The organism is Rhodococcus sp. I2R (assembly GCF_020889545.1).
Classification (GTDB): Bacteria; Actinomycetota; Actinomycetes; order Mycobacteriales; family Mycobacteriaceae; genus Rhodococcoides.
This window is the reverse complement of sequence record NZ_JAHUTG010000016.1, coordinates 52,744-67,626: the sequence shown is the minus strand read 5'-3', so window position 1 is coordinate 67,626 and position 14,883 is coordinate 52,744. Positions and strand designations below refer to the sequence as shown.

Annotated in this window: 13 protein-coding genes; 3 read left to right on the top strand and 10 right to left on the bottom strand. The window is 62.1% G+C overall.

Translation table 11 applies throughout. The features are described 5' to 3' along the window. Nucleotides 1-65: 65 nt before the first annotated feature. From KVY23_RS17140 to KVY23_RS17105, 8 genes are all read right to left on the bottom strand, one after another. A complete protein-coding gene (locus KVY23_RS17140; RefSeq protein ID WP_230557563.1) occupies nt 66-971 on the bottom strand; it encodes an ABC transporter permease in 906 nt (301 codons plus the stop codon). A gap of 1 nt (nt 972) precedes the next feature. Continuing rightward, nucleotides 973-2,019, bottom strand: a complete 1,047-nt coding sequence (locus KVY23_RS17135; protein WP_230557562.1) for an ABC transporter permease — start codon at nt 2,017-2,019, stop codon at nt 973-975. Beyond that, nucleotides 2,016-2,804, bottom strand: a complete 789-nt coding sequence (locus KVY23_RS17130) for an ABC transporter ATP-binding protein (RefSeq protein ID WP_206510149.1) — start codon at nt 2,802-2,804, stop codon at nt 2,016-2,018. Before KVY23_RS17130 ends, KVY23_RS17135 begins: the two co-directional genes overlap by 4 nt. Continuing rightward, nucleotides 2,801-3,697 (bottom strand): ABC transporter ATP-binding protein, encoded by an 897-nt coding sequence (locus KVY23_RS17125; protein ID WP_075837279.1) that lies wholly within the window; start codon nt 3,695-3,697, stop codon nt 2,801-2,803. The genes KVY23_RS17130 and KVY23_RS17125 overlap by 4 nt, the downstream gene beginning before the upstream one ends. Nucleotides 3,698-3,805: 108 nt before the next feature. After that, nucleotides 3,806-5,113: an NtaA/DmoA family FMN-dependent monooxygenase gene (locus tag KVY23_RS17120; RefSeq protein WP_075837280.1), complete on the bottom strand. Its 1,308-nt coding sequence runs from the start codon at nt 5,111-5,113 to the stop codon at nt 3,806-3,808. 23 nt (nt 5,114-5,136) lie between these two features. After that, the gene (locus KVY23_RS17115; RefSeq protein WP_075837376.1) at nt 5,137-6,441 is read right to left on the bottom strand and encodes an NtaA/DmoA family FMN-dependent monooxygenase; all 1,305 of its coding nucleotides are present in this window, start codon (nt 6,439-6,441) and stop codon (nt 5,137-5,139) included. Nucleotides 6,442-6,519: 78 nt separating this feature from the next. Beyond that, nucleotides 6,520-7,752: an MFS transporter gene (locus KVY23_RS17110; protein ID WP_075837281.1), complete on the bottom strand. Its 1,233-nt coding sequence runs from the start codon at nt 7,750-7,752 to the stop codon at nt 6,520-6,522. Between the two features lie 34 nt (nt 7,753-7,786). Beyond that, on the bottom strand, nt 7,787-9,091 hold the full coding sequence (locus tag KVY23_RS17105) for an NtaA/DmoA family FMN-dependent monooxygenase (RefSeq protein WP_075837377.1): 1,305 nt from the start codon (nt 9,089-9,091) through the stop codon (nt 7,787-7,789). A 274-nt stretch (nt 9,092-9,365) separates the two neighbouring features. Here KVY23_RS17105 and KVY23_RS17100 point away from each other — a divergent pair, with 274 nt between their 5' ends. Both KVY23_RS17100 and KVY23_RS17095 read left to right on the top strand, forming a co-directional pair. Further along, nucleotides 9,366-9,839: a hypothetical protein gene (locus KVY23_RS17100; RefSeq protein WP_230557561.1), complete on the top strand. Its 474-nt coding sequence runs from the start codon at nt 9,366-9,368 to the stop codon at nt 9,837-9,839. Between the two features lie 13 nt (nt 9,840-9,852). Then, nucleotides 9,853-10,422, top strand: a complete 570-nt coding sequence (locus KVY23_RS17095) for a DUF1707 domain-containing protein (protein WP_075837283.1) — start codon at nt 9,853-9,855, stop codon at nt 10,420-10,422. Here the strand turns inward: KVY23_RS17095 and KVY23_RS17090 are convergent. Further along, nucleotides 10,419-12,365: a VWA domain-containing protein gene (locus KVY23_RS17090; RefSeq protein ID WP_230557560.1), complete on the bottom strand. Its 1,947-nt coding sequence runs from the start codon at nt 12,363-12,365 to the stop codon at nt 10,419-10,421. The two genes, KVY23_RS17095 and KVY23_RS17090, sit on opposite strands and share 4 nt — an antisense overlap. Further along, nucleotides 12,365-13,750: a sigma 54-interacting transcriptional regulator gene (locus KVY23_RS17085; RefSeq protein ID WP_230557559.1), complete on the bottom strand. Its 1,386-nt coding sequence runs from the start codon at nt 13,748-13,750 to the stop codon at nt 12,365-12,367. The genes KVY23_RS17090 and KVY23_RS17085 overlap by 1 nt, the downstream gene beginning before the upstream one ends. A gap of 235 nt (nt 13,751-13,985) precedes the next feature. Here KVY23_RS17085 and KVY23_RS17080 point away from each other — a divergent pair, with 235 nt between their 5' ends. After that, complete coding sequence (locus KVY23_RS17080; protein WP_230557558.1) at nt 13,986-14,849, top strand: DUF559 domain-containing protein; 864 nt, start codon at nt 13,986-13,988, stop codon at nt 14,847-14,849. Nucleotides 14,850-14,883: the final 34 nt, after the last annotated feature.

Here is a 14,883-nt window from a genome sequence, read left to right as displayed (position 1 = left end):
AGGGACTCTCCTAGGCTGAGATGGGGTATCGAATGCCGAAATTGATCCAATACAGTTGCGTCGGTTCAGCTTTCACGGTCGAACAACTGCCGACCGACAGCGCTGACAGCGAACACGGTCACCGCAATGGCGACCGCGGGGAACAGCGCGGACCACCAGCGTCCGGCTGCCGCCGAGGACGCACCTGTCGAGATCATCGTTCCCCACTCCGGTGTGGGTGGTTGAAGACCGACTCCGAGGAACCCGAGGCCAGCGGTCAGAACGATTGCCGAACCGAACACCAACGATGCGTTCTCGAGAGCAGGCCAACTGGAATTGGGCAGTACGTGGCGGGTGATCAGCGCCCATTCTCGCTCACCGGAGATCCTGGCCGCATCGAGAAATGCCTCTCCCCGTACTCGAAGCACCTCGGTACGGACCAATCTGGCCTGATTCGGCAACAACACAACGGTCAGGGCAACTGTGATCGACAGGACCGACGATCCGAAAAACGCAATCAACACCAGTCCGATGACAATTGCAGGTACGGCCTGGACGAGATCCAAAGCACGCGAGGACGCCCGAGCGACGAGCCCGACGGGTCCTCGCCTCGATTCGTTCATCCCGATCGTCAATCCGAGGACGATTCCCATACCGGTGGCCGCCACCGTCGTGAGCAATCCGATCATCAGGTTGTTCCTGGCAGCGGCGACTGTCCGCGAGAACACGTCGAGACCAGCGGAGTCGGTGCCGAACCAGTGCGCTCCGCTGGGCGCAATGTCTGGCAGCGCGACGACATCCCTGGTGCTGTAGGGCACGAAGAACGGTCCGAGGAGCGCGATTACCAGAATCAACGCCGCGGGCAACAGACCGAGCAACATCGATCTCGACAAGGTGCGGCGCTGCACCGGTGGCGTTGCATCGGGACCGAGCTCGACTGTCTTGGGGTGCCCACTCTGCTCGGATGACGCCGGATCCAGGGAGAGCGTCATGTCAGCTACCTTCCGCTTGCACGCCGGGACGCCGTCTCGGATCGAGCAGCATGTTCACGATGTCGACGAAGAAGAACACCACCAGTGAAACAGCGGCGACGATGATCAGAAATCCCTGCAGTGCCACGAAATCCGATCGAGTCACCGCCTGTACTGCGTACTCACCCATACCCGGCATCGCAAACAACTGCTCCACGATCACCGCTCCGCCGAGCATGAATCCGAAGATCGTGCCGAACATTGCCACCGTCGACGGGAGCGCCCGTCTGGCGATGCTGAGCAGCACCATTGTGTTCGAAGCACCGGACGCTATTCGAAACTTCGTCGCTTGCGCGTCCTTCGACTGTTCGAGAGATCTGATGAACAGCTTCAACAACATCGGCGCGTACGCGATCACGAGAACCGCGACCGGTAGCCACAGATGAGCGACCATCGACTGCATCAGGATCAGGTCGCTGGAAAGCAGCGCGTCCACGAACGGTAGGCCAGTCACTCTCGGAGGTGCATTCAGAAGCGAGTCGTAGCGTCCGATCGGCGCCGGTGACCACTGCAGTACCGAGTAGAAGAGGAAGATTCCGGCTACCCCGAGACAGAAATCAGGGACTGCGCCCGCGGCTCTGGCGTACGCCGCCACAACCCGCGAGAACGGGTTGCGAGGTTTGGTGACCACAAAGTATCCCAATGCCAGCGTCAGCACCGATGACACAACCATCGCCATCAACGCCAGCTCCAGCGTCTCGGGTAAGCGCCGCGTCATCTCGTCGAGCACCCCGGCTCCGTTGATGATCGAGTTGCCGAAGTCGAGCGTGAGAATGTTGCCCAGGAACGTGGTCAGCTGGGAGAACACGCTCCCTGTCAGACCCAGTGATTCGCGCGCAGCATCGTACTGTTCCGGCGTCATGGTCTGGCCGCCGGAAATTGTGCGTACCGGGTCCCCGGGGATCATGCGGACCACGAAGAAGACCGCTATCGCGAACAAGAAGACGTGCACTGGCAGGAACGCCAGCCTGCGCATCCACCAGCCGTTGTTGCGCACCAATGTCCTCACGCCGCCGCCCCCGACGTCGTCCGATAAGCGCCGACCAGGCGTCGCGTGTAGGGATGCTCACTGGCGAATATGACCTGCTGCACCGAACCCTGTTCGACTATTCGGCCCTGGTACATGACGATCAGCTCATCGCAGATGAACGCCGTCGCCGGCAATCCGTGCGATACGAACACCAAACCGGCATCGCTCTTCTCGCAGTGCTCCTTGAGGAGGTTGAGCACTGCGCCCTGCACCGATACGTCCAATGCAGAAACCGCTTCGTCGCAGACGATGAGCTTGGGGCCGACCACCAGCGCACGTGCTATCGAAAAGCGTTGCCGCTGACCGCCGGATACCTGATGGGGCTTCCGATCTGCCAGCATCGGATCGATGCTGAGCGAGGCCAGCATCTCGTTCACCTTCTCATCGGCGTCTCTTGTGGACATCTCCAGCAGCTCGAGCAGTGGCCGACGAATGCCATCTCGCAAGGTTCGACGTGGATCGAAGGACGAGGACGTATCCTGGGCGACGAGTTGCACATTGCGGCGAAACTCCCGCAGATCGCCCCTCTTCAACGACGCCATCTCACGTCCCCGGTACGTCACCGATCCAGAGCTGGCGGACTCGAGTCCCATCAGCATCCGCACCAGTGTCGACTTGCCGGATCCGGATTCACCGACGATGCCGAGCCGGCTCGTCGAATCGACCAGTAACGACACATCCTCCACTGCAACGTGTTCGGCACCAGACCTGCCGGCGAATACTTTTCGTACATCGGTGAACTGAATGGTTGCTTCGTCGTTCATGTTCTCACTCCCACATAGGTGTTCATGGTGGGGAGACGTTCGAGCAGAGCCGAATCGAGCGTCGGGATGCACGCCAGTAGACCCTGGGTGTAGGGATCTTGCGCAGCCTCGGCAATCGTCGCCGAGGGCAGTTCCTCGACCACCCGTCCGGACTTCATCACCACGGTTCGGTGCGTGAACTCACTGCACAGTGCGATGTCGTGGCTCACCACCAGCATCGCGGTATCGAATTCCTCTGCCAGCGAGACCATCAGCTGCATCAGCTCCCGTGAGAGTGTCGCATCGAGCGCACTGGTCGGTTCGTCGGCGATCAACAGCGCCGGCTTCGCGCACAGTGCCAACGCGATCATCACGCGCTGACGCATGCCACCGGACAGTTCGTACGGCCGCGACCGCAACACGCGATCTGTGTCGTGCAGACCGACCTTGTTCAACCACACTGCAGCCTCGGCGTCGGCGGCCCTTCTCGACAACTTCGCATTGTTGCGTATTACCGAGCGCATTTGACTGCCGATCTTCCACACCGGGTCCAATGAGGTCATTGCATCCTGGAAGACCACAGCGATCCCTGGAATTCGAACAGGGAGAACCGACTTCGGTCTGGAATTCAAATCGGTTGTGCCGAATGTCATTCTCTCGACACTCACCTGCGCTGCTGGATCGAGAAAACCGGCAATTGCCATAGCGGAGTTCGTTTTTCCCGAACCGGATTCGCCGACGATGGCAACCCTCTCACCGGGGTCCATGGTCAGCGAGAAACTCTCGACGGCAGTGAACAGGCCAGTGGGCGTCGGGTACACAACGGTGAGGTCGGCCACTTCGAGCAGGGCAGATGCTCCGTGCGCCTCGTCACCGGACTCGACCGCCACGCGTTCCCTTGTGAGTATGGACATCCGAACTCGATTCCTTCGATGCGAAATTGGCGTACACAAAACCTAACGAAGCAGTGTTTCTATAACCGGAATGCATGTAACCGGCCGATTACGCCGGATTCGTCCGGTTCAGAAGTCCATCAAATTCTCACGGAACGTTTTGTGAGCGTATCCGTCCCGAATGAGCCCACGCCTACGCAACTCGGGGGCCAACCCGTCGCACACCTCGGCAATGGAACGGCGTGTGACGTCGGGGTACATCAGGAACCCGTCGCCGCCGGCCTCCTCCATCGCGTCCTGCATCTGCGAGGCCACACTGTCGGCGGTGCCGATGAAGTCCATGCCGTAATTGCTCGGTCCCGTGGCGAGATCACGCAGCGTGATCTCCGCGGATCCTTCCAGCCATGCCTTGGCTGTAGTGGTCTCCCCATTGCCTAGTTCCTGCGGCACAGGTCCGTCCAGGTCGAATTTCGAGTAGTCGACCACTCCGCCCGAGACGTACGAGAGGTACCACAACCGCTTCTCGATGTTTCGCGGATCCGATTTCGACTGGTCGAACCGATCGAAGCGCGCTTGCGCCTCCGCCTGGGTATCGGCCAGGTAGGGCACCGTCATGAACAGGATCTTCAAGTCCTGAGGCTTCCGGCCGTGGGCCAGGAGACGTTGATCCATATCCTTGCGGAGCGCCTTCATCTGATCCGGGGACTTCGCCAGCGCCAACATGGTGTCGGCATGCTTGGCTGCGAGTTCACGGCCCGGTGTCGAGTTTCCGGCCTGTGCCACCACCGGTCTGCGCTGGGGACCGGGAATGGTGTTCAGCGGGCCTCGGCAACGAAAGTACTTTCCCTCGAAGTCGACTGTGTGCACCTTGGTGTGGTCGGCATACCGAGGAGTCTGTTGATCGTGTACCAGCGCGTCCGGTTCCCAGGACTCCCACAGAAGGCTGACCAGTTCCATCCATTCCTCGGCCATCGCGTAACGCTCAGCGTGATCGAAATGCTTGTCGTACCCGAAATTCTGGGCGACCCGATGCGTCACCGATGTCACGACGTTGACGCCGACACGGCCGCGTGTCAGATGGTCGAGCGTGGCCATCGATCGCGCCGCCAGGAAAGGCGGGTACTGAATGGTCGACATCGTCGCCACCACACCGATGTGCTCGGAGGCCGATGTCAGCAGTGGCACGAGTGGAACCGGATCGTTCTTCGGTGCCATGAGTCCGTACTTCAGTGTCGTCTCCATCGATCCGCCGTAGGTGTCCTCGACCATGGACGTGTCCTCGATGAACAGCAGGTCGAACCCAGCACGCTCGAGCGAGGTGGTCAGATCGACATACAAGCCCGGTTGAGTCCAGTCCGTCATGGACCGCCCAGCCCAATCGCCATACCACGGCTGCATACCGAAACCGTTTCCCAGAAACCATCCGAGTCTGAACACTGTTGTCTCCTTTGTAGATTCGGTCAGAACGAGCGAAGGTTGTCGCGAAAATGCGGGTGTGAATATCCGTTGCGCAACAGTCCTCTTCGACGTAGCGCTGGGCAGAGTCCCTCGGTGATCTCACGGATGTACTCGCGCGAGGTGGGCTGAGACAGGAACATGAAACCGTCACCGCCGACATAGTCCATCGCCTCGTCCATCTGCTCGGCGATGCTGTCGGGCGTACCGACGAGCTCCATGCTGTGCACCCGCATAGCCGAGGCCGCATCCTTGATGGACCGTCCGCCGAAAGCTTCCTTCCAGCCCTCGAACGTGCCTTGATGACCATTGGTGCTCACGTCGTCGGGGATCGGCAGATCCGGATCGAGAACCGAGAAGTCGATTTCCATGATGGCTGCGAAGTGGACCATCTGCGCCTCGAAGTTCCGCTGCTTGTCGGCCAGGAACGCAGCCTTCTTCGCCTCTGCCTCCGCCATGGTCTTTCCGATGACTGGTTGCACCACGAAGAACACTTTGACGTCATCCGGATTTCGACCGAACGACTCCGCTCGCGCGCGAATGTCGTCGCGGTAAGCCTTCATCCCATCGAGACCATTGGGAATGCAGAGCAGCATATCGGCATTCTTGGCCGCGAATGCCCGCCCTCTGGGGGACGCTCCTGCCTGACAGATAACCGGCTTGTGTTGCGGACTACGCGGCGTATTGAGCGGACCACGAACCGAAAAGTACTCGCCCTTATGGTGAATCGGTGCGACCTTGGTGTGATCTGCGTAGTAACCCGACACCGGGTCGGCGAGTATCGCTTTCTCTTCCCAGGAATTCCATAGTGCCGTGACAACCTCGACGAACTCTTCGGCGATGTCGTATCGCTTGTCGTGCAACGGAAGTTTGTCCATACCGAAGTTCTGAGCAGCACGGTCCTCACTGGAGGTGACGATGTTCCACCCCACCCGGCCGCGAGTTACGTGGTCGAGAGTCGAGAAAGCCCGCGCCAAGAGATAAGGCGGGTAGAACGTCGTCGAGGCAGTGGCGACGATGCCGATGTGCTCGGTCGCGTATGCCAACATCGACACCACCGGAACAGGGTCGAGCTTCGGCGCGTAGATCGCGTGCTTGAGTTCGAGTTCCGCTGTGCCCGCGTAAATATCGGACACCATGAGCGAATCCTCCAACATCATGAAATCGAATCCGGCGCGCTCCATGTCCTGCACCATGTCGACGTAGTACCGAGCATCGGTCCACGTCAGTGCGTCCTCGGACCAACCGGTACGCCACTCGGGCGTGGTGAGATTTCCGAACCAACCGAGCCTGAACGGTTGTGCACCCATGAACGAGCCTCCAAACATGTCGAGCGCCGACCAACCGGCCGTGCCTGTGTACGAATGCAATGAAATCGGTACCGCGTGTCACATCCGAGACACCGGCGTACCGGGTTGATTAAGCGGGTTCGCAGCTGAAGCAAGCCTTGCTTGAACTGCAGAAACGCGCTGCCCGATCCGCATGTCCGCCGCGGCGAGCATCGCCAGGACTCCGCACGAGAGGCCGTAGAAGCCCACAATCGCGATCGTGCCGTTTCGAATGCCCCAGAACGAGGCGGTCGCGCCGGCTCCCAACGCGAAAACTCCTGCAACGGAGTAACACACACAGGAGTATGCTGATGCGGTCCGCCCCTGTGCCACCGCACCGAGGCCGCGTGAGAGCACACGCAAGCCGGTCGCGAACGATGGCGCCTGGCCCAGTCCGGACAGCAGGCATCCAGCAAGAACAACCCACAGGTTGCCGTAGGCAATCCCTGCGGCAACGACAATCGCCCCGGCCGTCAGAATCGACAGTCCAATCCACAACGGAACCACGACACCTCGACTGTTCAAGGTCAACTGAGTCACTGCCGCGGCAACCAAACAGACGATGCCGGACAGTGCTGCCACCGACAACGACTCGACGCGAGCAGCCTCGACGAGCGCCACCGGAAGGGTTCCTACCGCGAGTGCTCCTGCAATCCAACCGCTGGCTCCGCCCGCATACGCGGTCACAGTGGTCGACCAACGTCGACGCGGACCGGAGTCCACGTCCGTTTGCGGAACCCGCAGCGCAAGCCGAAGCGCCGCACGCCGTCGCACGAGTGCCACCATCAACGCCGCTGATGCAGCAAGGCACAGGCCAAGGTGCACGTAGTAGATCGTCCGCCCCGGCATCGGTGCCCATGCGACGACGCAAACCGAGAGAATCAATCCGAGGCACCCACCCAGAATCGACACCGAGGCGATCATGGCGCGGCCCCGCTCACCACCTCCTACCAGCATCAACGCAGCGGCCGGCCCGGTCGCGAGAGCGACGGCCGCACCGGTGACGACCCGACCGACGTACAACAGAGTCGGGTCGTCGTCGATCGCGAGGAACATCAGATCTGCACTGGCACCGAGCCCGACCGCGAACGGAAGCAACATTCGGGCGAAGCGTGTCAGTCGAGTTCTGGCCAGCAACGCCAGGACTGCGACGAGACCGACGAAGTATGCGCTGAAGGCGAAGGCCACGTTCAGCGGTGACATTCCGAGTTCGGCCCGATAGCCGGGAAGCAACGGAGTCGGTGCGTTGGACCCGAGTATGACCACGAAGAACGCAAAGGCCGAGGCCGGCATGAGCAACCGTGAGGCGAAATCTACGCGTCGATCCTTAGAAGGAGCGCAGGTTGTCACGAAAGGTCCTGTGTCCGAATCCTGTTCGAATCAGGCCGCGGCGACGAAGCTCCGGACAAAGACCTTCGGTGATATCCGAGATGTAAGACCTGCTAGGGGGCTGAGAGAGAAACATGAAGCCGTCGCCACCGACGTACTCCATGGCCTCGTCCATCTTGTCCGCAATCGTCGTAGGACTGCCGATCAGTTCCAGACTCGCGATACGCATCGCGGAGGCTGCGTCTCGAATCGATCGATCACCGAACACCTTTTTCCAGATCGCGAACTGCCCCTGATGCCCGTTCGTGGTGACGTCCTCGGGAATCGGTAGATCGGGGTCCAGTACCGAGAAGTCTATTTCCATGGTTGCCGCGAAATTGCACATCTGAAACTCGAAGTTGTGCTGTCCATCCGCCAGGAACTCTTCGTACTTGGCCTGCGCCTCGGCATCGGTCCGCCCAACTATCGGTGCCACCACGAAGAACACCTTCACCTCGTCCGGATCACGGCCAGCCTCTGCAGCGCGCTCACGAATATCGTCTCGGTAGTTCTTCATCTCCTCGAGCCCGTTCGGAATCGTCAGCAGCATGTCGGCATTGCGTGCGGCGAAATCTCGTCCCTTCGGGGAGGACCCCGCCTGACAGATGACCGGCTTACCTTGGGGGCCGCGCGGAGTGTTGAGCGGTCCACGAACATCGAAGAACTCGCCACGGTGATGAATGGGATTCACCTGCGTATGGTCGGCGTAATAGCCGCTCTCCGGGTCCGCCACTATTGCTTTTTCGGTCCACGACTCCCAAAGCTTGGTTGTCACCTCGAGAAACTCTGCGGCAACGTCGTACCGGCGATCGTGCTCCGGAATCTCGTCCATCCCGAAATTCTGAGCGGCACGATCCTCACTAGAGGTGACCACGTTCCAGCCCACGCGACCGCGCGTCACATGGTCGAGGGTCGCGAAGGCGCGGGCCAGCAAGTACGGCGGATAGAACGTCGTCGACGCGGTCGCGACTATTCCGATGTGCTCGGTAGCGTAGGCAAGCATGGAGACCACCGGCACCGGATCCAGCTTGGGCGCGTACACGGCATGTTTGAGCTCGAGTTCGGCGGTTCCCGCATAGATGTCGGGCACCATCAGGGAATCTTCGAGCATCATGAAGTCGAACCCGGCGCGCTCCATCGCGCGGACCATATCGACGTAGAACCGTGCGTCCGTCCACGTCGTGGCGTCCTCGGACCACCCGCTGCGCCAGTTCGGTGCAGTCAGGTTTCCGAACCATCCCAACCTGAAGGGTGCCGCGGTCATCGCGTTCCGCCGGAACTGAGGGACCAACCGAGATGAATCATCGCGCTCCTGTCGATTCTCGAGGACGGCCTCGATCGGCCGCAGACCACAGTTCAGTCGCAACTCGAGTCCAAACGATGTCCGACGGTTGACGCATCCATTGCGCACCTTCTTCTCGCTACGACGAGGCCCCGACGATGCCTCGAGCTGCACTGTCTCGACCGCGAGTCGCCGGCGCGACCTTCTCAACGCCGACCCAAAGGTTCTCCTCAGCTCTTGGCGCTACTTTGGAGCAATGAGGTTTCTCGCTGCAGGACTGATGCTCTGCGTCCTGCTCATCGGCTGCACCAGCGGGACGGCCGAGGATGGCGGCGAGAGCACCGATACCGCGAACTCCGATGTCGACACAGTGCGGACCTCCAGCGCACCCCCCGCCCCAGTCGAAGTACCGGTCGGCGACGTCGGCACGATGTTCGTCTCGACCTCCGACCTGGTGCGCGCCATCCCGACTCCGTTCGAATCCTGGAGCCACATCTCCCCCAACACCATCGCCATCCACTTCGTCACCGGCACGCCCGAGTGCTACGGCGCCGAGGCCCACGTCACCGAGACCGACTCCGAGGTGATCATCGCGCTGCACACCGGCACCCTTCCCGAGGCCGCCGACAAGGCCTGCATCATGGTGGCTGTCTACGGAACGATGCAGATGACACTGAAATCGCCGCTCGGAGATCGCACGATCGTCAACGCAGCGTGGGGTAATCCCTAGTAGCCTTACTGGGGTGAGCGAACAGCTACCCGAACCGCAACGCGCCAGTGTTCGAGCCGCCGACGCAGACCGCAACCTCGTCGCGAAGTTGCTCGACAACGCCCTGGCCGATGGCCAGCTCACCATCACCGAATACGACGAACGCACCGCGGCGGCGTACCGCGCGAAGACCTACGGCGAGCTCGATGTACTGACCGCGGATCTTGCATTGACTCCGCCCGAAACGTCCCAGTACACGGCCAGCGGACCCGGTACGGACCGAGCCATCGCGATCATGAGCGGTTTCGAGCGCAAGGGCGAGTGGACCGTCGCACCGAGGATCGACGCGTTCGCATTCTGGGGCGGCGGCGAACTCGATCTACGCCGAGCACGCTTCTCGGCCCGCGAGGTTACGATCAACTGCGTCGCCATCATGGGCGGAATCGACATCATCGTCCCACCGAACATCGGCGTCGAAGTCCGCGGCATGGGAATCATGGGCGGATTCGACCACCTCAGCCAGACGGGCGCCCCGCACGCTCCACACGTCATCATCACCGGCTTCGCATTCTGGGGCGGGGTCGGAATCAAAGCCAAACCCTAGCTTTTACGGCGCTTCAAGTAGTCGCTCACCACGGCGGCCCCGAGCCCGTCGAGATCCGGCGCAATGACACGTCCCCCGACACGCTCGGCCATTCGGTCGACCACACGGGCGAGACCCGGATCGTCGCCCAGCCTGAAAATGGTCACCTGCGCGCCGAGCTTGGCGATGGTGTCCAACTCACGGACCGTCAGTCCGAGCGTGCGCGGCGACGGCGGATAGTCGAAGTAGGCTTGCCCATTCGGTTCCAGATGTGCCGTCGGCTCCCCGTCGGTGACGATCAGCACCACCGGCTGCGAATTCGGATGCCGCCGCAGATGCCGCGCAGCCAACAGCAATGCGTGATGCAGATTGGTGCCCTGGTCGTACGCGCCATCGAGACCCGCCAGCTCCGAAGCCGTCAGCTTCCGGGCGTGACGGCCGAAGCCGATCAGCTGCAGGTCGTCGCCCCGAAACCTGGTGCTCACCAAATGGTTCAGCGCAAGCGCCGTCCGCTTCATCGGCACCCAGCGCCCGTCCATCACCATCGAGAACGACGTGTCGACCAGCAACGCCACCGCCGCCTGAGTGCGAGTTTCGGTCTCACTGATCTCGACATCGGTCACCTGCAACTGGACGGGAAACGTCTCACCCGCGGCGGCCGTACGAAGTACCGCATTGTTGACGGTACGAGTGACATCCCACGGTTCGGTATCGCCGAACTCCCAGGCACGCGAGGCCCCCGTCGGCTCCCCCATCGCACCGGCCTTGCGCGTATCACGCTCGCCGCCGCGTCGGGAAAGCTTGCCTGCAACGTCCTGCAACGCGGACTGGCCGAGTTGTCGCATCGCCTTCGGTGACAACCGCCACTGCCCGTCGGCGCCGCGGTCCATGAAACCTTGCTCCTGCAGCGCTTTTTCGAGTTCCGCGAGCATCCGCGCATCTGCCGCGGCTTCCGGGCCGAGCTGCTTCAGTAATGCGTCGGCGTCGATATCGTCGAGCGCAGCCCCGTTGTACTGCTGCGAAAGCTGATTGCCCAGGTTCTCCAAGTCGGCGATGTCCTGCAGCGCACCGGTTCCGTCGCCGAGCCCCATGCCGTTCTCACCGCGGAAGTTCTGCGAACCGTCCCAATCCTCACCGGGCCTGGCCTGCTGCAGGTTCTGGTCGAGTTGATCGAGCTGCTGCAGAAGGTTCGAGTCGCCGAAAGCCTGTTGCGCCAACGCGTCGAGCTCGGCGCGTTGCTCCGGGCTCAGACTGTTGCGGAGCCGTTGCGCCGCCGCCGCACGCTCGGCCAGGGAGTCGAGCAGCTCGTCCACATTCTGAGGATTCTCCGGGAAATGTTGCCCGTGCTTGCGCATGAACTCCGCGAAGTCATCCTCGGAGTCCTCGCCCCGATTGTGCTTGGCAAGAAGCTCGTTGAGGTCTTTCAGCATCTCGCTGATGGCCTGACGATCCTCATCCGTCGCCCCTTCGAGCGCCTTCTTCATCCCCGCGAACCGCTGATCGAGCATCTCGCGTCCGAGCAGATCCTTGATCTTCTCGTAGTTCTCGCGCCCTTCCGAGGACCGCCAGTCGTAGTCCGCCAGCTCCTGGACGGCCTGAGCAGTCGACGGCGACAGGTCACCGATCTGCATCTCCTGGAACCGCGCGTCGTCGTCGAGGGCTCTGGCGAGCGCCTTGCGTTCGGAGAGCACTGCCTTGTCGAGGAGCTCACGCACTTCCTGCAGCGTGCCGTCGAGGTTGTTCTTCTTCAACAGCTCTCGGCGACGCCTGGCAGCCTGGGCCGCCAGATCGTCGAGCCCCCTCATGTTTCGGGTGCCGCGCCGAAGCATCTCCTGCATCGCACGACGCGGCGACGCCCCCTCGAGCACGTCGTTGCCGATGGATTCGAGCGCTTCCCGCAAATCGATCGGTGGAGCCAGCGGATCAGGCCCACCGTGATAACGCCCGTATCTGCTGGCCGACATCAGCTGTACACCGTCTGACCGTCGTCATCGGGGTCCTTGGCTATCCGACGGGCCAGGTACAGCCCCTCCAACGCAAGTTCGATCGCCGACGCCCGCTCACCGTCGGAGGACGCATCCAGACGTGAGGCGATCTCACCGAGGACCTCCAGGTCGGGGAGCTCGTCGAGCAACGCCTTCGCAGTGATGCGGTCACCCGTCACCACGGGCTTGCCCTCCTCGACCGCCGTCACCAGCGGGGCCAGATCGATGCCTCCGAGTCGCTCGCGCACGGTGTCGGCGGTCGCGCGGCGCAGCAGGTGTTCGAGAACCTCCACCTCGCGGTCTTCCTCGCCGGACTCGAACTCCACCTTGCCGCGCAGGACCTCGATGATGGTGCCCAGATCCACGGGCCGAGCTACCGCATCCCCCTCACCGAGAACCGCGGCGCGATGGGTCGCCGCAGCGGCGATCGTCTCGGCAGCGGCGATCGCGAAGCGAGCGGACACACCCGAACGCTGATCCACCGACGGCGAATCCCGAAGCAACCGTGTGAACCGCGCCAGAACCTCGAGCAGGTACGACGGCACGTTTGCCTGCAAGTTCGCTTCCTGCTCGATGACCGAGATCTCGTCGTCGAGCACATGCGGGTAGTGCGTGCGGATCTCAGCACCGAAGCGGTCCTTGAGCGGCGTGATGATGCGACCACGGTTGGTGTAGTCCTCGGGATTCGCGCTGGCGACGAGGACGACATCGAGCGGCAGGCGCAGCGTGTAGCCGCGAACCTGAATGTCCCGCTCCTCCATGACGTTGAGCAGCGACACCTGGATGCGCTCGGCCAGGTCGGGCAGCTCGTTGATCGCGACGATACCGCGGTGACTGCGGGGCACGAGCCCGAAGTGAATGGTCTCCGGGTCGCCCAGACTGCGTCCCTCGGCGACCTTGACGGGATCGACATCGCCGACGAGGTCCGCCACCGACGTATCCGGTGTCGCCAACTTCTCCGCGTACCGCTCGCTGCGGTGACGCCAGGTGATCGGCAGGTCGTCTTTCAGTTCCTCGGCCTTGCGGATGCTCGCCGGGATGATGGGTTCGTATGGGTGCTCGCCGAGCTCGGAACCGGCGATGACCGGAGACCACTCGTCGAGCAGCAGGTTCAGTGTGCGCAGCAATCGCGTCTTGCCCTGGCCGCGTTCGCCGAGCAGAACAACGTCGTGACCAGCGAGAATCGCGCGTTCGAATTGTGGGAGAACAGTCTTGTCGAAGCCGAGGATCCCCGGCCACGCACTCCTGCCCTCGCGTAGAGCGTCGAGCAGATTTTCCCGGAGTTCGTCCTTGACGGAACGCTGCACGTGTCCGGACGCGCGCAACTCGCCGACTGTGGTGATGCCAGGTTGAGTAGAGGTCACCTACCCAAGCTACGAGCGTTCGCACATTTGTGCACCCCTGGCGACTCCCCCTTCGCCGAGATCGAAGTTGTGTCGCAGATCCGGCTCATTTCGCGACACAACTTCGATCTCAGCGTCAGCTAGCACACGAATTCGAGTGTCAACCCGATTTGACCGATCTGTGGACAACTTTTCGTTCATCCACAGATCGCATTTCAGTCGGGCGACGGCGCATCAATCCTGTGAAGGTTCCGGCATGGACAACGCCCCGTTCCTCGCGTCGGATGCACTTGCCGACGGCCGTGTCACCCGCGCTGAACTTCGACGAGAGCACCGCCGGATCTACCGTGATGTGTACATTCGTCGCGACTGCGAAGTCGACGCCCTGATCAGGGCCCGAGCCGCGTGGCTGTTCGCGCGGGGCAAGGCAGTCGTCGCCGGACCCAGCGCTGCCGTTCTACACGGCTCCAAGTGGATCCCTGCCGACCACACAGCAGAGCTCGTCTGGCAGGAACACCGTCAGCCGTACAGCGCGATTCGCATCCGAGCGGACGTCCTGGACGACAACGAGGTCGAGGTTCTCGACGGCATTCAGGTCACCACTGCTGCTCGGACGGCCTTCGATATCGGACGTCAGGGGCCGTTCACGCGGGCGTTGGAGCGGATCGATGCACTGTGCAACGCGACATCCCTGTCCCCCTCCACCGTGTCACTACTGGCCGAGACGCATCGAGGCTTTCGCGGGATCGTGCAACTTCGGCAGGTACTCGAGGTCGCCGACGGGGGTGCCGAATCGCCCCAGGAGTCGCGGACGAGACTCATGCTTGTCGACGCAGGCCTTCCCCGGCCAACGACCCAAATTCAGGTCCGCGACGTCACCGGCCAGGTGTTCGCCCGAATCGACATCGGCTGGGAGCAATGGAAAGTCGGGGTCGAATACGACGGGGAGCAACACTGGTCCGACGAGGCCCAGCGGGCGTGGGACATCGAACGAACGTACAGGCTGGAGCACCTCGGCTGGACCATTATCCGCGTCAGCGCCCGGCTGTTGCGCTCAAACAGCATTCGATTGGTCTCATGGGTCACAGATGCGCTGCGGGCCGCTGGCGCCCCGGTCTAGCCTCCCCGCCGAGATCGAAGTTGTGTCGCTATTT